The 22,477-nt window shown below is 62.2% G+C and carries 22 protein-coding genes; 12 read left to right on the forward strand and 10 right to left on the reverse strand.

Features of this window, described 5'->3' with window-relative positions; translation table 11 throughout:
* Positions 1–212: 212 nt before the first annotated feature.
* The 3 genes from brnQ (at position 213) to BM059_RS06855 (ending at position 2,758) form a co-directional block, all read left to right on the forward strand.
* Positions 213–1,526, forward strand: coding sequence for a branched-chain amino acid transport system II carrier protein (gene brnQ / locus BM059_RS06845; protein WP_037000868.1), 1,314 nt, complete (start codon positions 213–215; stop codon positions 1,524–1,526).
* 105 nt (positions 1,527–1,631) lie between these two features.
* Positions 1,632–2,366: a DUF599 domain-containing protein gene (locus BM059_RS06850; protein WP_037000871.1), complete on the forward strand. Its 735-nt coding sequence runs from the start codon at positions 1,632–1,634 to the stop codon at positions 2,364–2,366.
* Positions 2,363–2,758, forward strand: a complete 396-nt coding sequence (locus tag BM059_RS06855) for an MAPEG family protein (RefSeq protein ID WP_037000872.1) — start codon at positions 2,363–2,365, stop codon at positions 2,756–2,758. The genes BM059_RS06850 and BM059_RS06855 overlap by 4 nt, the downstream gene beginning before the upstream one ends.
* Positions 2,759–2,800: 42 nt before the next feature.
* Here the strand turns inward: BM059_RS06855 and BM059_RS06860 are convergent, their stop codons facing one another.
* Entirely contained in the window at positions 2,801–3,097 is a 297-nt protein-coding gene (locus BM059_RS06860) for a hypothetical protein (RefSeq protein WP_074937584.1), read from the reverse strand.
* Between the two features lie 180 nt (positions 3,098–3,277).
* On the opposite strand from BM059_RS06860, the gene BM059_RS06865 reads away from it, so the two are divergent.
* From BM059_RS06865 to BM059_RS06900, 7 genes are all read left to right on the forward strand, one after another.
* Entirely contained in the window at positions 3,278–3,757 is a 480-nt protein-coding gene (locus BM059_RS06865; RefSeq protein WP_037000873.1) for a PaaI family thioesterase, read from the forward strand.
* Positions 3,754–4,200, forward strand: coding sequence for a PaaI family thioesterase (locus BM059_RS06870; protein ID WP_037000874.1), 447 nt, complete (start codon positions 3,754–3,756; stop codon positions 4,198–4,200). The genes BM059_RS06865 and BM059_RS06870 overlap by 4 nt, the downstream gene beginning before the upstream one ends.
* 58 nt (positions 4,201–4,258) lie before the next feature.
* A complete protein-coding gene (locus BM059_RS06875) occupies positions 4,259–5,506 on the forward strand; it encodes an MFS transporter (protein ID WP_074937586.1) in 1,248 nt (415 codons plus the stop codon).
* 244 nt (positions 5,507–5,750) lie between these two features.
* Entirely contained in the window at positions 5,751–7,649 is a 1,899-nt protein-coding gene (htpG, locus tag BM059_RS06885; protein ID WP_074937588.1) for a molecular chaperone HtpG, read from the forward strand.
* A 136-nt stretch (positions 7,650–7,785) separates the two neighbouring features.
* Positions 7,786–11,478 carry a PAS domain S-box protein gene (locus BM059_RS06890; protein WP_074937589.1) on the forward strand — a complete coding sequence of 1,231 codons (3,693 nt, stop codon included), beginning with the start codon at positions 7,786–7,788 and terminating at the stop codon, positions 11,476–11,478.
* Positions 11,475–12,479, forward strand: a complete 1,005-nt coding sequence (locus tag BM059_RS06895) for an HD-GYP domain-containing protein (RefSeq protein WP_074937591.1) — start codon at positions 11,475–11,477, stop codon at positions 12,477–12,479. The genes BM059_RS06890 and BM059_RS06895 overlap by 4 nt, the downstream gene beginning before the upstream one ends.
* A 95-nt stretch (positions 12,480–12,574) precedes the next feature.
* Positions 12,575–13,363, forward strand: a complete 789-nt coding sequence (locus BM059_RS06900; protein WP_074937592.1) for a dienelactone hydrolase family protein — start codon at positions 12,575–12,577, stop codon at positions 13,361–13,363.
* Positions 13,364–13,424: 61 nt separating this feature from the next.
* On the opposite strand, the gene BM059_RS06905 is transcribed toward BM059_RS06900, so the two are convergent.
* The 7 genes from BM059_RS06905 to BM059_RS06935 form a co-directional block, all read right to left on the reverse strand.
* The gene (locus tag BM059_RS06905) at positions 13,425–14,204 is read right to left on the reverse strand and encodes a DUF4394 domain-containing protein (RefSeq protein WP_037000883.1); all 780 of its coding nucleotides are present in this window, start codon (positions 14,202–14,204) and stop codon (positions 13,425–13,427) included.
* A gap of 185 nt (positions 14,205–14,389) precedes the next feature.
* Positions 14,390–15,103: an anti-sigma factor gene (locus tag BM059_RS06910; protein ID WP_074937594.1), complete on the reverse strand. Its 714-nt coding sequence runs from the start codon at positions 15,101–15,103 to the stop codon at positions 14,390–14,392.
* Positions 15,100–15,648 (reverse strand): sigma-70 family RNA polymerase sigma factor, encoded by a 549-nt coding sequence (locus tag BM059_RS06915; RefSeq protein ID WP_037000885.1) that lies wholly within the window; start codon positions 15,646–15,648, stop codon positions 15,100–15,102. The genes BM059_RS06910 and BM059_RS06915 overlap by 4 nt, the downstream gene beginning before the upstream one ends.
* 119 nt (positions 15,649–15,767) lie before the next feature.
* Positions 15,768–16,580 carry an XAC2610-related protein gene (locus BM059_RS06920; protein ID WP_074937596.1) on the reverse strand — a complete coding sequence of 271 codons (813 nt, stop codon included), beginning with the start codon at positions 16,578–16,580 and terminating at the stop codon, positions 15,768–15,770.
* A gap of 248 nt (positions 16,581–16,828) precedes the next feature.
* The gene (locus BM059_RS06925; RefSeq protein ID WP_074937598.1) at positions 16,829–17,689 is read right to left on the reverse strand and encodes a pirin family protein; all 861 of its coding nucleotides are present in this window, start codon (positions 17,687–17,689) and stop codon (positions 16,829–16,831) included.
* Positions 17,686–18,087 (reverse strand): OsmC family protein, encoded by a 402-nt coding sequence (locus BM059_RS06930; protein ID WP_074937600.1) that lies wholly within the window; start codon positions 18,085–18,087, stop codon positions 17,686–17,688. The genes BM059_RS06925 and BM059_RS06930 overlap by 4 nt, the downstream gene beginning before the upstream one ends.
* Positions 18,088–18,202: 115 nt before the next feature.
* On the reverse strand, positions 18,203–19,597 hold the full coding sequence (locus tag BM059_RS06935; RefSeq protein ID WP_074937602.1) for a methyl-accepting chemotaxis protein: 1,395 nt from the start codon (positions 19,595–19,597) through the stop codon (positions 18,203–18,205).
* Positions 19,598–19,847: 250 nt separating this feature from the next.
* Here BM059_RS06935 and BM059_RS06940 point away from each other — a divergent pair, with 250 nt between their 5' ends.
* Both BM059_RS06940 and BM059_RS06945 read left to right on the forward strand, forming a co-directional pair.
* A complete protein-coding gene (locus BM059_RS06940; protein ID WP_074937604.1) occupies positions 19,848–20,858 on the forward strand; it encodes an amidohydrolase family protein in 1,011 nt (336 codons plus the stop codon).
* A gap of 66 nt (positions 20,859–20,924) precedes the next feature.
* Positions 20,925–21,389: a DUF3859 domain-containing protein gene (locus BM059_RS06945; RefSeq protein WP_074937605.1), complete on the forward strand. Its 465-nt coding sequence runs from the start codon at positions 20,925–20,927 to the stop codon at positions 21,387–21,389.
* On the opposite strand, the gene BM059_RS06950 is transcribed toward BM059_RS06945, so the two are convergent.
* Both BM059_RS06950 and BM059_RS06955 read right to left on the reverse strand, forming a co-directional pair.
* On the reverse strand, positions 21,390–21,776 hold the full coding sequence (locus BM059_RS06950; protein ID WP_074937607.1) for a diacylglycerol kinase: 387 nt from the start codon (positions 21,774–21,776) through the stop codon (positions 21,390–21,392).
* On the reverse strand, positions 21,773–22,477 hold the full coding sequence (locus tag BM059_RS06955; RefSeq protein ID WP_037000894.1) for a lipopolysaccharide kinase InaA family protein: 705 nt from the start codon (positions 22,475–22,477) through the stop codon (positions 21,773–21,775). Before BM059_RS06955 ends, BM059_RS06950 begins: the two co-directional genes overlap by 4 nt.

The raw sequence follows: 22,477 nt of genomic DNA on the forward strand, positions 1-22,477 counted from the left end.
GACAGTCAGTTACGCCAGTTCGACAGCTCGTCTAGCAACTGTGCTGCTGATGGGCGCTTTTCGTTAGTATTCGCGCCTTATCCCGTGTCCGTGGCGCCACAAGCGCCTGGCGATGCCTGCAGTGGTTCGAGCCAAACGCTCGGGCGACGTTTCCCCGATCCCTCAAGGAAACCCCCGCAACTCTTCGATTTCTGCTTCCGGTATTTCCCTTTATGACTCGTTTGAAAGGCTCGGACCTCCTGGCCCTCGGCTTCATGACATTTGCGTTGTTCCTTGGCGCAGGCAACATCATCTTCCCACCCAGTGCTGGCCTGGCTGCGGGCGAGAACCTGCTTCCTGCGGCCATCGGTTTTCTACTGACCGGTGTCGGTCTGCCGCTGCTGACCGTGGTGGCTCTGGCCCGCGTGGGTGGCGGCATGGACCTGCTTACCGCGCCACTGGGCAAGGTCGCCGGTGCCATCCTCGCGGTGGCGGTGTATCTGGCCATCGGGCCTCTTTTCGCGACACCACGCACCGCAGTGGTGTCGTTCGAGATGGGCATTGCCCCGTTCACCGGTAATGAGGGGGCGCCGCTGCTGATCTACACCCTGGTGTATTTCGCTGCCGTGTTGTTCCTTTCCCTCAATCCGGGGCAACTGGTCGACCGCATCGGCAAGTTCATCACGCCGGTGCTTTTGGCGGCGTTGCTGGTGTTGGGTGGCGCCGCTCTGTTCGCACCGGCGGGCGAGATCGGCGTGGTAGCCGAGAGCTACCGTGAGGCTCCGCTGGTGCAGGGTTTCCTGCAGGGTTACCTGACCATGGATACCCTCGGTGCGCTGGTTTTCGGTATCGTCATCGCCAGTGCCATTCGCGATCGCGGCGTTAGCGACGCCGGCCTTATCACCCGTTATTCGGTGACCGCTGGGGTCATCGCAGCCATCGGTCTCTCGCTGGTCTACCTGGCACTGTTCTACCTCGGCGCCACCAGCCAGAGCATCGCTGGCGATGCGCAGAATGGCGTCCAGGTGCTGACTACCTATGTGCAGCACACCTTCGGTAATACCGGTAGCCTGCTCCTCGCAGTGGTGATCACCCTGGCGTGCCTGACCACCGCCGTGGGGCTGCTTACCGCATGCGGCGAGTTCTTCAGCAAGCTGCTGCCAGTTTCCTACCGCAGCGTAGTGATCGTCTTCGGTATCTTCAGCCTGGTGGTGGCCAACCAGGGCCTGACCCAGTTGATCAGTTTCTCCATCCCGGTATTGGTCGGTCTTTACCCCCTGGCCATCGTGCTGATCGCCCTGAGCCTGGCCAACCGTCTGTGGCTTTCGCAGTCGTTGGTCTTCGTGCCGGTGATGACGGTAACCCTGATCTTCGGCGTGGCTGATGGCGTTGCCGCCACGCCATGGGCTGACAAGGTGCCGGCTTGGTTCGGGCAGTTGCCACTGGCCGGTCAGAGCTTGGGTTGGCTGCTGCCGGTGGCAGTGACGCTGGTTGTGATGGTGTTGCTGGATCGCATCCTCGGTCTGCGCCAGCGCGTTACCGCTTAAAACGAGCTGGAAACAAAACAAGGCTGCCCACAAGGCGGCCTTTTTTGTCGAACAAGGAAGCAGGCGCCCTGGCTATAATCGGCAGCAGTCTTACAAGGAGTTGGCATGCTCAACAGCTACCCGTACCTGCCTCATCTTCTGGCCGCACTCTGGTTCGTTCTGTGTTGGGGCGGCTATACCCGTTACGCCTCGGTGAAAGGCCAAACCACCCCCTGTCTCGCCAGCGTGCTGCACCTGTACCGTGAGGACTGGATGCGCCGCATGCTGCTGCGCGACAACCGCATTGCCGACGCCAACGTTATCGGCAACCTCGAGCGCAACGCCTCCTTCTTCGCTTCCAGTACGCTGATCATCCTGGCCGGTATCCTCACCGTGTTGGGCGCTTCGGATCGTGCCTTGTCGCTGCTGGCCGACATTCCTTTCGTGCAGCCAGCCAGTCGCGGGTTGTCGGAGATCAAGCTGCTGTGGCTGGGCGTCATCTTCGTCTACGCCTTCTTCACCTTCAGCTGGTGCATGCGTCAGTACAACTTCGCTGCCGTGCTGGTCGGTTCGGCGCCGATGGTAGGGGAGCGGCATGTCACCGAGCAGGAGCGCAAGGCCTTTGGCGAGCGCACGGCGCGTGTCATCTCGATGGCCGCCAACCAGTTCAACTTCGGTTTGCGTGCCTATTATTTCGGTATGGCGACACTGGCCTGGTTCATCAACCCCTGGTTCTTCATGCTGGTGAGCACCGGAGTGGTCGTGGTGCTGTATCGCCGAGAGTTCCATTCGGATGTGCTGGAAGTAATGGTCTATACCCCAACGCCGGCCGCTGAAGTGGCCAAGGAGAAGAGTGAATGAGCATTCCGTTCTGGTGCGTCTTTATCAGCGCCTTGTTGATCTTCATCGCCAAGGCGCCGGTGGCCAAGGCCATGGCTGCGGAGGGCGGTGGGCGCTACGACAACCATCATCCGCGTGCCCAGCAGGCACGCCTGACCGGCTTCGGCGCACGAGCCCTGGCCGCGCATTTGAACAGTATCGAGGCGTTCCCGCTGTTCGCGGCCGGTGTGCTGATGGCGCACAGCACGCAGACCTACGGCTATCTGATCGACATCCTGGCGATCACCTTCGTCGTCAGTCGCGTGCTGTATATGCTGTTTTACTGGTGGGATCTGCACTGGCAGCGCAGCCTAGTATGGGTGGTTGGCTTGGCCTGCAGCCTGTTGCTGATGATCAGCCCAGCGCTCAGATGAAAAAAAGGCCCGCATTGCGGGCCTTTTCTTTTTCGGCTGAGATTACTGGCCGTCGACAGCGTCTTTGGCTTCGTCGCCAGCATCTTCGATGGCGTCGGCCGCATCGCTGGCCGCATCCTCAATTTTTTCGCCAGTGGTAGGTTCGTTACCCAGGGCTTCGTTGGTTTTCTGTTCGATGGCGTCGCCGGTGTCTTTGGCTGCATCGCCCATGTTCTCCATGGCTTCGGAGACTGACTCCTTGGCCGACTCCATCTTGTCTTCCGGGGTTTTCTCGCAGGCGGCGAGACCCAGGGCAGTGGCAAGCAGCAGGGCATAAGTCAGAGGTTTGTTCACGGTCATCACTCCATGTGTGAGAGTTGTTAGTGGTTGGGTTGACCCCAAAGCGCACAGTCACTTCGAACGCCAGCGGTGTCGATTAGTTCCCTTGGCCCGAATGGGGGCAGCTGAGGCGGGTGTGACTCCAGGCGTAGGGCGCTATCATGCGCACCGTTTTCCGTGGCAGAACAGAGCGGCAGAGTGATGAGCGAGCAGTCGATTCAGGAGCGGGCGCAGCGGTTTCTAGCCGCGCTGCGTCATTGTCAGGTGCTGGGCATGAGTGTCGAGTCGGCTGATGGCAAAGGGCTGACGCTGCGACTGCCATACGCGCGGCACATCGTCGGCAATCCGGACACTGGTGTGATTCACGGTGGTGCCATCACCACGCTGATGGACACGACCTGTGGTATCTCGACGGTCTGCGTGCTGCCGGAGTTCGAAATCTGTCCGACCCTCGATCTGCGTATCGACTACATGCATCCGGCCGAGCCCGGCAAGGACGTGTTCGGTTTTGCCGAGTGCTACCGGGTCACGCCCAACGTCATCTTCACCCGTGGCTATGCCTATCAGGACGATCCTGAGCAGCCGATCGCCCATGTGGTCGGCGCCTTCATGCGCATGGGCAAGGCTGTGAAGGGTGGCGGTGAACTCAAGCAGAACATCCAGCAAGGCGGTGGCGAATGAGCGAGCTGAACCTGGAGCAGCTGGTGGCGCGTGCACATCAGCAGAACGACTATGACCCGCTGATCAGCCTGATTCCCTACGCCAAACTGCTTGGTATCGAGTGCCTGCGCCTGGGCGACGACATGGTCTTGCGTCTGCCGGCCAACCGCGACTGCATCGGTAACCCGGTGCTGCCAGCGTTGCATGGTGGGGTGATCGCCGGCTTCATGGAGCATGCGGCCATGCTTCACCTGCTGATGTTCATGGGCATCCCACATTTGCCCAAAATCATCGACTTCTCGATAGATTACCTGCGCGCGGGTCATTATCGTGACACCTTTGCGCAGTGCCAGGTCTGGCGCCAGGGGCGGCGAGTGGCCAATGTGGCGATCACCGCTTGGCAGACGAATCAGGCCGAGCCGATTGCCACCGCCCGTGCTCATTTCAAGGTCGATGAACCCTGAGTCGATGAGGCTCATGGCGGCACGGCTGCGCAGCGAAATCATGACAAGGATTCTGTAGATGGATGCGTTGCTGATAATTGGCGGCCTGTTGCTGATGCTGGCCGGCCTGGTCTGGCTGGTTATGCGTGCCTTCGCCACCAGCCTGTTGTGGGGCTGGGGCAGCCTGATCCCACCGATTACGCTGATCTACATGGTGCGCCACTGGGCGCGCGCGCGTGGTGCGGTCACGCTGATCGGGCTTGGCGTCATCCCGCTGGTGGTGGGCTTGACCTTGCTGGCCAGCAAGGACGCCGAGCGTCTGGCGGCGATCATTCGCCTGGACTGGCTAAAACCCGAGGTGCAGACGCCGGCGGAGCTGGCTATCGACCTGGGCGGCGAACTCAACGGTCAACCGTTTCGGCCGCAGCAGGGTGAGCTGATCGACGGTGTACTGGTGTTGCGTGAGGGGCTGGATTTCTTCGCCCTGCGCGAACTGAGTATTCGCCTGCCGCAGCCAGTCGACGGCGCCGTGCGCGTCGACGTGTTGCCACAGGACAGCGGCAATCTACCGGAAGTGGAACTGAGCTGGTTGCTGCCGGAGCAGGATCTGCCCGAGGCTCGTCGCCTCAGCCGTGGCTACACCTTGCACCTGGATCTGCAACCGCAGGCACCCAATCGGCTGGTCGGGGATTTCCATCTGGTCTTGCCGCCGCGCTTCAAGACCAGTCTCAGTGGTCGCGTCGAGCTGTACCGTGATCGCCTGCGCTATGTCGACGATCAGGTCGATACCCGCTACGACTCGCGCGATACCGTCGCCCATGTCGTGCAGGACTACCTGCAACGGCGTTTCGCCACGCGTGATGTGCGCGAGCTGAAACTGCCGGTGTTCACCTTCAAGGGCGACACGTTGGAGTTGCAGGTCGATGCGCAGGTTGCCGGGCGTAGCGAAAGCCTGCCGATTCGTCTGCATAAACGGCCCGAGCATGGTTGGGCGGTGGAGGGTGATCGTTTCCCGGCGTTGCCAGCCGTCGTGGCCAGGCAACCTGCCCAGCAGGCTGAAGTCGCGCCTGTCGAGGAGCGCCTGAGTCGCCCGGTCGACCGTCGCCAGCGCTTCAGCCTGGCACGTCTGCAGCGCAATCCCGAGCAGTATCGCAACCTCAGCATGCGCCTGAGCCGCGCCAGCGGCGGCACGGTGGAGGGCCGTTTCGTCGGTATCGATAACGATGGCAACATTCGCCTCAGTCAGCAGATGGGTAGTGGCGGCGGCCAGGCCAGCTTCAGCTTCAAATCGGAAGAAATCAGCCGCTTGGAACTGCTGGAACCGTAGCAACGGGTTTTGGCTAAGCCCTTGAAATTTATCTTGCTGGCCCCATTTGTAGGTCATCGCCGCAAGGGGGGCTTCTAAAAACGTAGGCGAGGCAGCCAGCGCAAGGCAAAAACGGGCGAAAAAGCGGAGTTTACGAGTTGTAAATGAGCATTTTGAGCCTGTTTTTAACGCAGCGATGGCAACGCAGGTAGTTTTTAGAGGTGCCCCATAGCGGTTCCTGTCCTACAGATGGAGTTAGAAGACCATGAGTGTGGAAACTCAAAAAGAAACCCTGGGCTTCCAGACCGAGGTGAAGCAGCTGCTTCACCTGATGATCCATTCCCTGTACTCGAACAAGGAAATCTTCCTGCGCGAGTTGATCTCCAACGCCTCCGATGCCGCTGACAAGCTGCGTTTCGAGGCGCTGGCCAAGCCCGAGCTGCTCGAAGGCGGCGCTGAGCTGAAGATCCGCCTGTCCTTCGACAAGGACGCCAAGACCGTTACCCTCGAGGACAACGGCATCGGCATGAATCGCGATGAGGTCATCGCGCACCTGGGCACCATCGCCAAGTCTGGTACTGCCGACTTCCTGAAGAACCTCTCCGGCGACCAGAAGAAGGACTCGCACCTGATCGGTCAGTTCGGCGTGGGCTTCTATTCGGCGTTCATCGTTGCCGATGAGGTCGAGGTCTTCAGTCGTCGTGCCGGCAGCCCGGCCAGCGAAGGCGTGCATTGGTCGTCGAAAGGCGAGGGCGAGTTCGAGGTTGCGACCGTCGAGAAAGCCGAGCGTGGTACCCGCATCGTTCTGCACCTGAAGAGTGGTGAAGAAGAGTTCGCCGATGGCTGGCGCCTGCGCAACATCGTCAAGAAGTACTCCGACCATATCGCGCTGCCCATCGAACTGCCGAAGGAGCATCACGGCGAGGACGAGCCGGAAGAGATCGAGTGGGAAGTCGTCAACCGCGCCAGCGCCTTGTGGACCCGTCCGCGTACCGAGATCAAGGACGAGGAATACCAGGAGTTCTACAAGCACGTCGGCCATGACTTCGAGAACCCGCTGAGCTGGAGCCACAACAAGGTCGAAGGCAAGCTGGAGTACACCTCGCTGCTCTACGTGCCGGGTCGCGCGCCGTTCGATCTGTATCAGCGCGAAGCGCCCAAGGGCCTCAAACTGTACGTGCAACGCGTGTTCATCATGGACCAGGCCGACCAGTTCCTGCCGTTGTACCTGCGCTTCATCAAGGGGGTGGTCGACTCCAACGACTTGTCGCTGAACGTCTCCCGCGAAATCCTGCAGTCCGGTCCGGTCATCGACTCGATGAAGTCGGCGCTGACCAAACGTGTGCTGGACATGCTGGAGAAGCTGGCCAAGGACAAGCCGGAGGATTATCAGAACTTCTGGAAAACCTTTGGCCAGGTGCTCAAGGAAGGCCCAGCGGAAGACTTCGCCAACAAGGAGAAGATTGCCGGTCTGCTGCGTTTCGCCTCCACCGCTGGCGAGGGCGACGAGCAATCGGTTGCCCTGGCTGACTACCTGGGGCGCGTCAAGGAAGGCCAGGACAAGATCTACTACCTCACAGGCGAAAGCTACGCACAGATCAAGAACAGCCCGCACCTGGAAGTCTTCCGCAAGAAGGGCATCGAAGTGCTGCTGCTCACCGATCGCATCGACGAGTGGCTGATGAGCTACCTGACCGAGTTCGACGGCAAGCAGTTGGTCGACGTGGCCCGTGGCGACCTGGATCTGGGCACGCTGGACTCGGAAGAGGACAAGAAGGCCCAGGAAGAGGTGGCCAAGGCCAAGGAAGGGCTGATCGAGCGCCTCAAGGGTGCGTTGGGTGAGCAAGTCGCCGAGGTGCGCGTGTCGCACCGCCTGACCGACTCGCCGGCGATCCTGGCGATTGGTGAGCAGGACCTTGGCTTGCAGATGCGCCAGATTCTTGAAGCCAGTGGGCAGAAGGTGCCGGATGCCAAGCCGATCTTCGAGTTCAACCCCGCGCACCCGCTGATCGAGCGCCTGGACGCCGAGCCGGATGAGGATCGCTTCACCGATCTGTCGCACATTCTGTTCGATCAGGCTGCTCTGGCCGCCGGCGACAGTCTCAAAGACCCTGCCGCTTACGTGCAGCGCCTGAACAAGCTACTGGTGGAACTCTCCGCCTGATTGGCTAAGCTGTAGAACAAGCCCGCTCCGGCGGGCTTTTCTATGGGCGCGATAGATCAGCCGGATTTGACAAGCGCAGCCCCGTCGTTTCAGATGCTGGCAATTGGCTGGCTTTTTGTCGGTACCCTGGGGTTGTATGTCGATTTTCGAGTTGTTCTTCATCATGGGTGCGGACCCAAGTGTCCTCGTGCTCAGTCGCTACGATGCTCCACTGGTGCTGTTATCGTTGGCAATTGCCGTGTTCGCTGCGGGTATGGCACTGCAATTGGCCGGTGAAGCGCGTGACAGCTCGCATCCGGTCGCCAGGCAAATCACCATTCTTACCGGTTCGCTCGCTCTCGGCGGCGGCATCTGGTCCATGCATTTTCTCGGTATGCTCGCCTTCGAATTGTGCGCGACGGTGCGATTCGATCTGGGCATCACACTGTTGTCGATGCTGCCGAGCCTGGGGGCGTCCTGGGTCGCGCTCAGCCTGTTGGCACGGCGTGATCTGAGCCTGTTGCAGCTGTGTGTGGGCGGCGTGCTGGTCGGTGCCGGTATCGGTGCCATGCACTACAGCGGCATGGCGGCGATGCAGATGGCGCCGCTGTTGCGCTATGACCCCTGGATGTTCGCTCTTTCCATTGTCGTTGCCGTAGCCCTGGCCATTCTTGCGCTGTGGGTACGTTTCGGCCTGGAAGGGCGTCTGCCGACCCTTTTGGCGCTGTTGCTCAGTGCTCTGGTGATGGGCCTGGCCATCAGTGGCATGCACTACACCGGCATGGCGGCGGCTCGTTTCGTCGGTACGCCCGAGTCGGATACGCCGATGGGCGTGGTCGATAGTCGCTACATTGCCATCGCCATCACGCTGCTGACCGTCGCGCTGACCGTTTTCGTAGTAGCGGTCAACACGCTGCTGCGCTATCGCCGCATGAGCCATCAGCTCAAGGCCAGCGAGCAACACCTGCGCTCGATATTCGATACGGCTCTGGATGCCATCATCACGGTGGACCATAGCGGTATCGTGCGCTCGGCCAACCGTGCGGTCTCGCGTCTGTTCGGTTGGACGCCACAAGAGTTGATGGGCATGCACATGCGCTCGCTGATGCCGACCCGTTATGTCGATCAGGTCGAAATGCTGCTAGCCGATTACCTCAGGACGGGGCACCTGACCCTGCCGGCGGGCGAGCAGGAGCTGGTCTGCCTGACTCGTGGCGGTGAAGAGAAATCTGTACGTATCAGCGTAGGTATCACTCATGCGGGTAGCCGTCCGCTGTTCGTGGTGTTCGTTGCCGATATCAGTGAGCGACAGGCCATGGAGAAGGCGCTGCGTGACAGCGAGCAGCAGTATCGCTCGCTGATCAGCAACATTCCGGGGGTGTCGTTTCGCTGCCTGCTCGATCGTGACTGGACCATGCTGTTCATCAGCGATGCCGTGCAAACCCTGACCGGTTGGAGTGCGGACGATTTCATCAGTCAGCGCTGTTCGATCGCCGACCTTTATCACCCGGATGACTACCAGCTCACTGCCAATCAGGTGATCGCGGCCATCGAGCAGGGGCGTAACTATACGGTCGAGTATCGTCTGTTCGACCGTGAGGGCAAGGAGCACTGGATTTGGGAAAGTGGCAGTGCGGTTTGCGACGAGAACGGCGTGCCGCGCTGGATCGATGGCGTATTGCTTGACCAGACCGAAACCAAGCGGCGCAACGCCGAGTACGAAGGCAAGGTCACCGCGATCAGCAAGGCCATGGCGCTGACCGAGTTCGATCTCGAGGGCAATATTCTGGAGGTCAACGATAACGCCCTGACGCTATTCGGTTATGAACCCGAGGAAGTCGTCGGTCGTCACCACACCATGTTCTGCTACCCGGACCAGATCGCGAGTGAAAGCTACCAGCAGGGCTGGGCCGACCTGCGAGCTGGGCACTTTCGTACCGGCGAGTATCGTCGCAAGGGCAAGGATGGGCGTGAGGTCTGGATTCAGGCCAGCTACAACCCGATCCTCGACACCGACGGCAAACCTTTCAAGGTGGTCAAGCTGGCGACCGACCTTACGCCGCGCCGGGTGATGGAGCAGGAGCTGCGTGCCGCGCGTGACCGTGCTGAAGCGGCCGCTGCCGCGCGTAGCAGCTTCCTGGCCAACATGAGCCATGAAATTCGCACGCCGATGAATGCCATCATCGGTTTCACCGATCTGCTGCTGGAGACGCCGCTATCCAGTGAACAGCGCCGTCACCTCAGCACCGTGCAGCATTCGTCGCGTTCGCTGCTGGGGTTGCTCAACGACATCCTCGATACCGCCAAGCTCGATCGCGGCGCCATCGAATTGGAACAGCTGGATTTCTCCCTGCGCGAACTCTGCGAGCAGGTTATCGCCAGCCAGCGTCTGGCGGCCGAGAGCAAAGGCCTGCAGCTTTATCTGGATTACCCGGCAACGCTCACCGAATTCTTCTGCGGTGACCCACTGCGTTTGCAGCAGGTGTTGACCAACCTGCTTGGTAATGCGGTCAAGTTCACTCTACACGGCGAGGTTCGTCTGAAAGTGACGGGCGAGCCGGGTGCCATGCGCCTGGCGGTGAAAGATACCGGTATCGGTATCGCAGCTGATCGGTTGGAGAAGATCTTCGAGCCTTTCGCTCAGGCCGATGCGTCGATGAGTCGACGCTTTGGTGGCACCGGCCTCGGTACCACCATCTCCCGGCAACTGGTTGAGCTGATGGGGGGGCGCTTGCGGGTCGAAAGCAGCGAAGGGCAGGGCAGTTGCTTCAGCGTCGAGTTGCCGCTGCGTGCCGGCAAGCGCCTGGCCTCGCAGCAACGTGCGGTGCTGCCAGAGTTGGGGCAGTTGAACATCCTGGCTGCCGATGACGTGCCACAGAATCTGGAACTGTTGCAATTGACCCTTGAGCACTTTGGCCATCGCGTGCGCTGTGTCGCCGATGGTGAAGGCGCGCTGCAGGCGTTCCTCGATGAACGTTTCGATCTGATCCTGATGGATGTGCAGATGCCAGGTGTCGACGGTCTGGAAGCGTCGCGGCGGATTCGTCAGCTGGAAGCCGCCGAGGCGCGAGAACCGACTCCGATCATTGCCCTGACCGCCAGCGTGCTCGACCAGGATCGCCAGGCCGCCCTGGATTCGGGGATGAACGGCTTCGCCTCGAAGCCGCTGGACGTCAATGCACTGCTGTGGGAAATCGCCCGACTGCTCGGCCTGACCGATGTGCCCAGCGCGGTGGTCAGCGCCACTCGTGTTGCTGACGATGGCCTGTTCGACTGGGTTCGTGGCAGCGGCCTGTGGGGTGGCCCGTTGCGCATGGCTCGGGCGATCAACGCCTTCATTGGCGAACAGCATGACCTGGCTGCGCGCCTCTCCCAGCTGCTGGCCGCACGAGACTGGCGCGAGGGCGAGGCTCTCGCGCATCGTCTGCATGGCGCGGCCGGCAATCTGGCCATGAGCAGTCTTGCGAGTTTGGGGCAGTTGGTCGAGCGGGCATTCCAGGCGCAGGACGAGCAGGCTTTGCCCGCACTGCTCGCGGAGCTCGAGCAGGCGCTGCAGACGGTCAGGGAGGTGGTGCCGCAGGTGCCGGATACCGAGTCTTCGACCGAAACCGCGGTGGTTGACTTGCGCTTGCTGTGTGAGCAGGCAATTCAACTGCGACAGGCACTGCAACGTGGTGGCCTGGATGATGAAGCCCTGGCCGCCATGGAGCAGACCGCCGAGGGGACAGGCTACAGTGCTGCTCTGAACGACGTGCGTCAGGCGCTGGATGACTTCGATTTCGATCAGGCCCTGCTGGGACTCGATCAACTGCTGCGGCAATTGCAAGACGAGGAAACGACCCCATCATGACCCTGGCTGCCGATACGCGTCCGCTGTTGCTGCTGGTCGATGACGAATCTACCAATCTACAGGTCCTGCGCCACATCCTGCAGGAGGACTATCGCCTGCTGTTCGCCAAGGAGGGTGCCCGTGCTCTGGAGATGGCCGAACGTGAGCGGCCCGATCTGATCCTGCTCGACGTGATGATGCCGGGCATGACCGGTTACGAGGTGTGTGAGCAACTCAAGGAAAATCCGCTGCTGCAGGCGATTCCGGTGATCTTCGTTACCGCTCTGGGCGATGTCGATGACGAGGCGCGCGGCTTCGAGGTCGGTGCGGTGGACTACATCACCAAGCCGGTGAGCCCGCCTATCGTGCGTGCCCGGGTGCGCACTCATCTGTCGCTGGTGCGTGTCGATGAGCTCAAGCAGACCCGCCTGCAGATCGTCCAGCGCCTGGGCATGGCCGCCGAGTACAAGGACAACGAGACGGGCCTGCACGTCATTCGCATGAGCCATTTCTCCAAGGTGCTGGCACTGGCTGCTGGTTTCAGCGAAAGCGCAGCCGAGGAGCTGCTCATCGCAGCGCCGATGCACGATGTCGGCAAGATCGGTATCCCCGATGCGGTGCTGCGCAAGCCGGGCAAGCTCGACGAGCAGGAGTGGCAGGTGATGCGCCAGCACGTAGAGATCGGTGCGCGGATCATTGGCGAGCACAGCTCAGGATTGCTGCGCACGGCGCAACTGATCGCCCTGTCGCACCATGAGAAGTGGGACGGTAGCGGCTACCCCAACGGCCTCAGTGGCGAGGACATCCCCCTGGAGGGGCGCATCGTTGCCATCGCCGACGTATTCGATGCGTTGACCAGCGTGCGTCCTTACAAGCAAGCGTGGACCGTGGAGGCGGCGGTGGACTTCCTGCGTGAGCAGAGTGGCCGTCACTTCGATCCGCGACTGGTCGAGCTGTTCATCGCTTGCCTGCCAGAGATTCTGCTAATCAAGGAGCGTTGGGCCGAACAGCCTGCCGCTTGAAACGTTCTGTCTAACTCCTGAGCGTTGCCGATTTGGCCATTGCCGTCTGCGCGGCTATTGTTAGGGACCTACCATTGCCAAGTGCAGGCCTCACCATGCAGAAGAAGACACTGGTTCCCCTGTTATGCGCGGCATTCGCCGGCCTCGCCGATGCGGCCGTCGTGACCAAGCCGATTGCTTATGAGATCGATGGCGAAGCCTTCGAGGGCGTGCTGGTTTATGACGACTCGGTGAGCACTCCGCGCCCCGGACTGCTGGCCGTTCCCAACTGGATGGGGGTGAATGAAGACACCGTGGCCAAGGCTGCACGCGCAGCAGGCAATAAATATGTAGTGTTTGTTGCCGACATGTATGGCAAGTCCATTCGCCCCAGCAATGCCGAAGAGGCTGGTGCCGCCGCAGGCGCGGTGCGTGCTGACCGTCCGCTGATGCGCAAGCGTGCTCAGGCTGCGGTTGAGGTGCTCAAGGCGCAGAGCGGTGAGGTGGCACTGGATCTGAGCAAGCTGGGCGCCATCGGCTTCTGCTTCGGCGGTGGCACGGTACTGGAGCTGGCCCGCTCAGGCGCGCCGTTGAAGGGCTTCGTGTCCTTCCACGGCAATCTGGATACACCCAACCCGGCCGATGCCAAGAACATCAAGGCGCCGGTGCTGGTGCTGCACGGTGCGGACGATCCGGCTGTGCCGCAGGAGCAGGTCGACGGTTTCGTCGCTGAAATGAAGGCCGCCAAGGTGGATTGGCAACTGGTCAGCTATGGCGGTGCGGTGCATTCATTCACTAACCCCAAGGCCAACGTACCGGGGCGCAACCAATATCATCCGGTGGTGGCCGCGCGGGCGTTCAAGGCGATGAACGATCTATTCGATGAGGTATTCGCCGAACAGTGATAGCGGCTTTACCGCGCGTTGAACGAAAGGCTGCGCCCAGTGGGCGCAGCCTTTTTTCGTCTTACTTCGTGGGCAGTACGGCGATGTCGATGATGCCGTCCGGCAGGTCGGCGATGTCGCCCAGGGTGGTGGGCTTGCCACTGGCCAGATCCAGCTGGTGCAGGGTCTTGCCGGTCAGCACGTAGGCCGTGTTGCCGCCTTTGCCATCGCTGGCGATGTCTATGGCAGCCGCCTTGAGACCATCAGCGACCTTGCCGACCACTTGCTGCACGCCATCGTTCGGTGGGTTTTGCAGCATCAGGCTGCTGTTGGCCAGGTCGATGTTGTATAGCGCAGTGCTCTGCGTGCCGGCGTAGGAGTTGGTGTAGGCGCCGGCAACTACCTGCGGCTGTTTGCCGGCGTAGGGGCCATCGGTGGCATAGGCAAGCTTGCCGTCTACCGCGACTTCACCGGTATCGACATTCACCCGCAGGTTGGTGCCGTCCGGGCTCATCAGGCGCAGACGGTCGGCCACCGGGTTGAAGTCGACCACGGCCTGGCCGCTGCCTGGCAGCGCGGTTTTCAGCTTGCTGCCTGCCGTTGCCTTACCGCTGGCAGCATCAAGGGTGTAGAGCTGATCGGTACCGCCGAGGAGGTAGACCTGGCCGCTGGCCGGACGTACGTCCAGGCCGCGCAGGTCGCTGGCGCCGCTGACGGCCATGTTACCGGTGACCTTGAGGCTGGCGACATCGACCTTGAACAGCTTGCCGTCGGCGCCCAGCGCGAGCAGTTCGGTGGCGCTGGCGGCACCTGCGCTCAGGGTCAGCAGGCCGGCGGTGCAGAGGGTAGTGATGCGTTTCATGGTTGTTCCTCACAAAGGTTTCAGCATCGAGACGAAGCCGGTTGGCCCGGCTTCGCAGGTGCCTCGACGAAACACCTGTGAGCTATACCCGCGAGGAACGGGGTTGGATGTCGGCGGATGAAAATATTTTTTCGGCAGATGAGCGATGGTTCAAAAGGTTGCCGGCCGAATGGCCGGCAACCTGCTCAGTTGACGCTGGCCAGCACGGCGCGACCGATATACAGCACCGGGCCGCTGGGGCGGTTATACGGCGAGCCGCCGGCCGGTTCCAGTGTCAGTTCGAACAGTTGCCCCGCCTGCACGGCGCCGATCTGTTCGGCAGGCAGACGCAGTGGCTGACCGGCTTCGACCAGGCCCAGCGAGCGTGGGCCGTCGGCCGGGTCGATCAGCGTCCAGAACTGCAAGGCGCGACCTTCAGGCACTTGGTCGGCGACCAGCGGATCGAGCTGCAAGGTGCCATCGCGGTTGACCTGGATGACCCAGCCCGGCTTGGCGGCTTCGCCGGGCTGTTGCAGCACCACGGTGTAGCGTTTGCCGGCGATATCCGGGGCGCGCAACAGCGGCGTCAGTACTGCGACCAGCAGTGCCATGGCCAGCGCGGCGGCGGTCAGACGCCAGGTCAGCAGGCTGTTCCACCAGTTGCTTAGCGGGCTCGAGCGTGGCGCTTCATGCAGGCCCAGGCTCTGCCTAATGCGGGGCCAGAGTGCCGGGGAGGGCGTCTGCGCCGGCAACTGGTCGCTCAGTTCGAGAAAGTGCCGCTCCCATTCCAGTGCCATGCGGGCGGCCTGCTCATCCTCTTCGAGCAACTGGCGTACCTCTGCTGCTTCCTGCTCGCTGAGTAGGCCGAGCAGGTATTCGCCAATCAGGGCACGGCGTTCTTCGGGATCGTGCGTAATCATGCTTGCAGACACTCCTGCAGCGCGCGCAGGCCGGCGCGGATACGGCCTTTGATGGTGCCCAGCGGTGTGCTCAGGCGGCTGGCGATCTGCTCGTGGGTCAGGCCACGGTAGAAGGCCAGTAGGATCGGATGGCGGCGCGGCCGTTCCAGGCGCTGCAGACAGCGACGCAGCAAACGCTGTTCGGATTGCTCCAGCGCCTGCGCTTCGGCCTGCGGGCTGTCGTCCAGCACGCGTTCAATGAAATCATCGTCCACCTCGGCATGTCGGCCGCTACTGCGCAGGGCATTGAGCACGCGGTAGCGCAGGATGCTGTGCACCCAGGCCCGGCCGCTGCCCAGTTCGCGCTGATAGCGCGTGGCGTGTTGCCAGATGCGCACGAAGGCGTCGTGCAGGCAGTCTTCGGCAATATCGCGCCGGCCCAACATGCTGATGGCCAGGCCGAGCAACTGCCCAGCCTCCTGCCGATAGAGCGCCTGGAAGGCACGTTCGTCTCCACGTGCGCAGGCTTCCAAGGTGCTTTCGTAATCGAAATCGCGATCTGCCATGGGTCATCCGTTGGCCTGAGAAATCCGCATGCAGCTTATACCCGGCAGCTGCGCTTCTGGATCACGCACAGGTAACAAAAAACTGCGGAGGCGTTGCAGTGCATGCAAAGGGTGAGGCTTCAGGGTTGCGCTTGGGCATAGGCCTGGTCGAGTGAAACCCAACGCTCCAGCGGCCCCTTGCGTGAGACGTAGCGAATCAGCAGCCAGTTGCTTTGCTGATCCAAGACTTCGCAGACGTCTCCTTCGATCAAATAGGCCTTGCTGCGGCTGGCTTGGTCTGGGCGGGCGTGGAGGTACAGGCGTGAGGCGGGCACCGTCCAGCGCTGCGGTTGGTCATCGTCGTCGAGCGCTCGGCTGGCGATGATCTTGCCCTGAGGGTTGAGGGTCTTCTCGAAAACGGCAAAGAACACGGGAGCATCGGGATCGTAGTCGTGGCGCACCAGCAGCGTCTTGTACAGCCAAGGTGTGCCGGAATCGTCGAAGCGGTAGGCGTCGTAGTACCAGCGCGGCCCGCTGCGGCAGTGGCTGTAGAGCGCCCGCTCTTCAGTGTTGGGTTGCAACTCCGACAGCTCCGAGCAATTGGCGCGCTCCGTCAGCCCAGGCGGCATCTGCAACCGCTCGAAGCGGTGCTGTGCCGGGCGGTAGAGGTAAAGGTGGTAGGCCGAGTTGACCATCCCGACCGGAACTCGAATCGCCAGATCCGGGTGGCCGTCGAAGTTGTAGTCCTCGATGTTGAAGCTCGGCGCCTCTGCATCGTTGCCTTCAGGGATGCTCAATGCAAGGCGGCTGCCGTCGGGTTGCTGCAGAAAATAGCGTTCGCCTTGTTGCTGTACCTGGGCATGCCGTCCGGGCTCAGATTCGAAATGGGGTAGATCGGCCAGGGCCAGGCTGGGCAGCAACAGCAGGCTGACGAGGGTGCGATACGAGGGCAAGAGGGCAATCCTTGGCGAGCGACAGGCGCCTTTCCAGGTTGTGTGAAAACTACTGCGCTCGATCATGCTGCGTTAAAAACAGGCTCGTGCGCGAGTCCGATCAAAATGCTCATTTACAACTCGTAAACTCGAATGCGAGCCCAGTGCGTTCTTCGCCTGTTTTGCGGGGCCGCCATCGGTATTGCCTGACCTTCGCTCGCTACGTTTTCACACGGCCTGTTTCAGCGCCTGTCTGCGGTTGAGCGGTTTCAGCGCGGCAGTTCGATGCGCGTGGTTTCGCCTGGCACCTGTGGCCAGTCGCCGGCGGCCCAGCGCTGGCGCGCCTGGTCGATCAGCTCCGGGGTGGTGGCGACGAAGTTCCAGTTTATCCGTCGCGGACCGATGGGTTCGCCGCCGATCAGGGCCAGGTGGCACTCGCCGCAGGCGCTGAGCAGAGGCGTTTCACCTGCCGGGATCACTGCCATGGTGTGCCTGGGCAGCGTCTCGCCATCCAGTTCCGCTTCACCATCGATCAGGTACAGGGCGCGCTCGCTGTGTTCGGCCGGGATCAGCAGGTTGGCACCGGCAGTCAGGCGTAGTTCGGCATACAGGGTCGGCGAGCGAACCGGTACCGGCGATTCGAGGCAGAAGCCGCTGCCGGCGATCAACGTGATCTGCACGCCCATGGCATCGCTGCGTGGCAGGGAGGCGGCCGGGTGATGGCTGTAGCTCGGCTCGCACTGCTCGTCGGCCTCTGGCAGCGCCAGCCAGACCTGCAGGCCGTGTGCCCGTTTGTTCTGGCCAAGTTGTGCCGGCGGCGTACGCTCGACATGGGCGACGGCGCGCCCTGCGGTCATCCAGCTCACGTCGCCTGGCCCCACCACCTGATCGGAGCCCAGGCTGTCCTTGTGCTGCAGTTGACCTTCGAACAGGTAGGTGAGGGTGGACAGGCCGATGTGCGGATGCTGGGCGATATTCATGCCGCTGCCGGCGGGATAGTCCTGCTCGAGCATGTGATCGAAGAACACGAACGGGCCGATGCTGCGAAAGCGCGCCGAGGGCAGCGGGCGCAGGATTGGCTGGCCGGCGATGTCCTCGGCGCGCGGGCGAATCAGTTGCAGCTCGCTCATGCCGGGGCTCCAGCCAGGCGGGTTTCGACCTGGATGTCGGTGCTGGTCATCAGCTTGTGGATTGGGCACTTGTCGGCGACGCGCAGCAATTGCTGGCGCTGCGCGTCGTCCAGCGGACCTTTGAGCGACAGCTCGACGATCAGGTGGTAGTTGCCTTCGCGTTCTTCGCTGTCGTCACGCTCGACGCTGACGTCGATGCCTTCCAAAGGCAGGCCGCGTTGGCGCGCGTAGAGCAGCAGGGTCATGGCCTTGCAGGTGCCGAGCGAGGCGTCGAACAGGTCGTGTGGATCGGGGCCGGCGCCCTCGCCACCAAGCTCGGTCGAAACATCGCCGAGCAGTTGGTGCGAACCGATTTCGATCTGCTGCTGCAGGCCCTTGCTGTTGTGAATACGGATCATGGCGCTTCCTTGTAGGCGTGACGGCAATGCCCGTCAGCCTAGGGGCTGTTGGCGTTTCGGCGCAAGCTGCGTTGCCGCGAGAAATGCCAACGGACCCTGATCCAGGCAGGACAGATCACACCAGCGCGGACAACCGCACATCGGCGCCCAGCACGCGCAGTAGCCGGCCCTGGCCGTCGACGATAGGCACCGACACGGTGAAGCAGAAGTCGTCGGTCGCCGAAGAACGGTAGACCTGGGTGATATGGCCGTCCATCCGTTCGACCACGGCGCGGAACCAGGGGCGCTGGCTCCAGTCGCGGCCACGACAGCTGGCCTGCTCAGTGTGCGCGACATCGGCGGCGAAGACGTTCTCGGAAACCTGTACACCGCGGTTGTCGACCAGGTAGAACAGCTCGAAACGGCTGTCGCGTGCCAGCGTATCGGCGAGCAGGCGTTCGGCGCCTGCCACGTCGCCTGCCAGTTCGGCGCGCGTTGCCAACTGCTCGACACTGGCGCGCACGGCTGCGTGGATCTCCAGGCGGAAGTCGCCAAGCCCGGCGAGCAGGCGATCACCATCCTCGCGCACCGCCTGACTGTGGTGCAGCACCTGGCCGGCCTTGCCGAGCAGCTCACCGGCCACCTGGGCGATGTTCTGTACATCGCCGTTGATCGAGCGCACGGCCTGGCCGATCTGCTCGGTACCGGCGGCGATCTGACCGACCTGGCCATCCAGGCGATCCATGGCCTGGCGCGTGCTGTCCAGTCCCTGGCTGACAGCAACAATGCCGGTGCGACCGTCAGCCACGGCCTGGTTCATGTGCTGGCCAGCATCACCGAGCTGCTGCATCCCGTCGCGAAAACGCTCAATGATGGTGCTGACCTGGCCGGTGGCATCGGTGGTGTGACCGGCCAGGCGGCGCACTTCCTCGGCGACCACGGCAAAGCCACGGCCGTGTTCGCCGGCGCGCGCGGCCTCGATAGCGGCGTTCAGCGCCAGCAGATTGGTCTGCTGCGAAATGCTGGCGATCACGCCGATGACCTTGCTCACTTCATCGAGTTGCCCGGCCAGTTGCTGGATCACCAAGGCCAGTTGCGCCTCGCTGGCGTCGATCACTTCGACCTGGCGCAGCACCGCCTGGCCGCTCTGTTGGCATTGGTTGAGGGTCGCGGAAACTTCGGCGGACAGGCGCGCGACCTCACCGGCACCAGGCACCAATTCGGCATCCAGAGTCGTGGTGACTTGCTCGCTGGCGCTGGCGATCAGTTCCGAGGACTGCGCCAGCGTCTGCCCACTCTGCTGGTTGGCGGCGGCGATGCGTGCCAGCTGCGGCGCATGTGCGGCGATGCCGACGGCGGCACCCAGGCTGGCGCGGATACGTTGCTGGAGACCCGCGCTGAAGTCGTTCAGGCGTGTCATCCATTGATAGTGCTCCGGTAGGCGAGTGGTGAGGTCGTGCTGTTGGAACAAAGCGTCCAATGCGGCCTCGTCCTGGGCCTTGCGGGCTGGCTTGCGCAGCAACTGCAACATGATGATTCCCCTGTCTGGTCTGCCTCAGACACTGCAAGCGAGGTGCCATCATCGGCCAGCCAGCCCATGGCCGTCCCAGGCCGTTAGCCGGCTATTTATGTTTCGATCTGGTGCGATCCGTGTTTGCCTGCGCCACATGAGGGCGGCGAGGTGAGCGGGGCTGATAAGTGCCCATAGAACTTGGTCAGTGGCTCGGCGGTCTATGCTGCTCGTACCGTCAGGAGGACTCACCTTGCCCATCTCTCGATCCATGCCATGGATACTTGCGCTCAGTGCCGCTATCGCGTGCAGCGCCCAGGCCCGCGAATACCGCTACAGCGATGCGCACCTGCACTATGTGGACTTCTTCCAGGAAAGCGCCGGCATGGATGAGTTGCTGGAGAAAATGGCGGAGAACAACGTCGATCACGTGATGTTCTCCGGCATTCCGGTGGCCAAGAAGTGGGACGAGGACGAGCCCAAGCGCCCGCGCTATTACGCCGGTGATGACGCCAATGCCTATTGGTACAGCGCCACCGACGTGTTCATCGCCGCCGCCTACAAGCGCTTGCCGGCCGAGCAGCGCAAGCGCTTCCACCCGTTTCTGTCCGGCTTCAACCCCAATGACAAGAACGCCGATGCGCATATCCGCCGCATGCTGGAGCTCGACCCTGGCCTGTGGCAGGGCATTGGCGAGGTCTTCACCCGCCACGACGACCTGACCGCGCTGATTCACGGCAGCGCGCCGCGCGCCAACAACGAGGCGCTGGCGCGGGTGTTCCACCTGGCCGCCGAATACGACCTGCCGGTGATGCTGCATTCGAACATCACCTCCAAGCGCGAACGTGAGCCGCTGTTTCTGGAAGAAATCGAGGCGCCGCTGCGTAACCACCCGCACGTGCGTTTCATCTGGGCGCATGCCGGTACCAGTGCCGAAATTCACCGTCACCAGGAAAAGCTCGACTTTCTGCTGGATACCGTAGAACGCATGCTTGGCCAGTACCCGAATCTTTATATCGACCTTTCCTGGACCATGTTGCGCCCCTATCTGCTGGACGAAAACGGCAAGCCTGATCCGAAATGGGTGCATCTGGTCAGCAGTTACCCGGAACGCTTCATGCTGGGCTCGGACGTGGTCGGCCGTTTCGGCAACCTGGGCGAGTATATGAAAGGCTTCGATCCTTTCCTCGATGCCTTGCCCGAGGACGTGGCGCATAAAGTGGCGCGCGACAACTTCCTCTCCGTGTTGCCGCGCAAGGTACAGGCCGAGCTGGATCGCTAGCGCATCTGTCATCAGGCTGTCACTCGGGCGTCATAGGCTCGCGCTCATCTCAACGAGGAGCGCACCATGCATTACACCCGAGTGGCCATGATGGCCGGTCTATTCGCCTGGGCAGGTCTGAGCCAGGCTGACGTCCGTGTCGACGGGCCGGTGGAATACGGCATCTTCAGCAGTCAGTATCAGGACTTTCAGCCTGGTGAGCGGGTACTGACCCGCAGCAATCAGGACATCGAGCGCACCGAGCAGGTTCCGGCCAAACTCGGCACCAAGTTCGGCATGCGCTACAGCCTGGCCGGCAAGCGCGAGGGGGATACGCCGCTAACGCTGCTGTACCTCACGCCGGGTGTGGTCACCCCGGATGGCCAGCGCCATGACAAGTTCGAAGTGCAGCAGAAGCTGGTAGTCGGTGCACCGCAGGACGTGATGGCTTTCGAGTTCACCGAACATCACGAAGTGGTGCCCGGCGAATGGCATTTCATCGTCTATCAGGGCGATCGCAAGCTGGCTGAGCAGCGTTTCACCGTGCGCTGATCAGAGCAGGATGATTGCCCAGGTCAGGGCGATCATCAGCAGCGCGACCATCTGCGCCGCGCTGCCCATGTCCTTGGCCTGCTTGGACAGTGGGTGCAGATTCAGCGAGATGCGGTCGACCACCGCCTCGATGGCGGAATTGAGCAGCTCCACCACTAGCGCCAGCAATGGCACCAGTACCAACAGCGCCCGCTCCGCGCGACTGACATCCAGCACGAATGCCAGCGGCAGCAGCACCAGATTCAGCCACACCAGTTGGCGGAACGCCGCTTCGCCCTGGTAGGCGGCGCGCAGCCCGGCGAGCGAGTAGCCGGTGGCGTCGAGAATACGTGCCAGGCCGCGACGGCCCTTGAACGACAACGCATCCAGATCGGGACTTTCGCTCATGGCTGCAGCCCGCCCCATGGTGTGCTTAGCGCATGCTGATAAGCCTGGCGCAGGTAGCGCATGTCGGCCTCGGGCATAGCGCCACGATGCCGATCCAGCTGGCCAAGGTCGCGCCGCGAAGCGCTGGAGGCGCGCCACCGTCTTCGGCTTTTTTCCAGATCCAGCAGGGCAATGTCTACATCACCATCGCCACGCACTTTGACGAATAGATGCTTTGCGTAGCAGCAGCCGTGTTGCCAGCCGCCCAGATGCAGGCGTGCAAGGGTGACCGCCAGGCGCTGCAGCATTACCTGGTTGAGCAGCGGCGCGCGGGGTTCGCTGTACCACTGCTCCAGGCTGATGAAACCTGGTAGCGCTTCGGTGACCAGCAGTGCCTGCCACTGCCCGCTTTGCTTGCGTGCGGCGCAGTAGACGATGTTCGGCGTGCGCACACCGAGGCGGGCGAGGGCGCGATAGGCCTGCAGCTCACGCAGAATGGTGGGTCGCCCCCATGGATGGCGCAGCGAGCGGTAGATGTGTCCGCTCTGGCGCTTGCAGAACAGCAGTGGCCGGCTTGTGTCCCAGTGTTGCAGCAGGCGCACACCACTTTCGCCGCCGCGTCGTTGATTGGCTGGCTCGACCCATTCGCCAGGGCTATGCCACCAGCGGTCGAACTCGGTCGAGGGCAGGGCGGTCAGTGCCTGTTCGCTGAGAATACCCAT

It is taken from the genome of Ectopseudomonas composti, from assembly GCF_900115475.1.
In the GTDB taxonomy this organism is placed as follows: Bacteria; Pseudomonadota; Gammaproteobacteria; order Pseudomonadales; family Pseudomonadaceae; genus Aquipseudomonas; species Aquipseudomonas composti.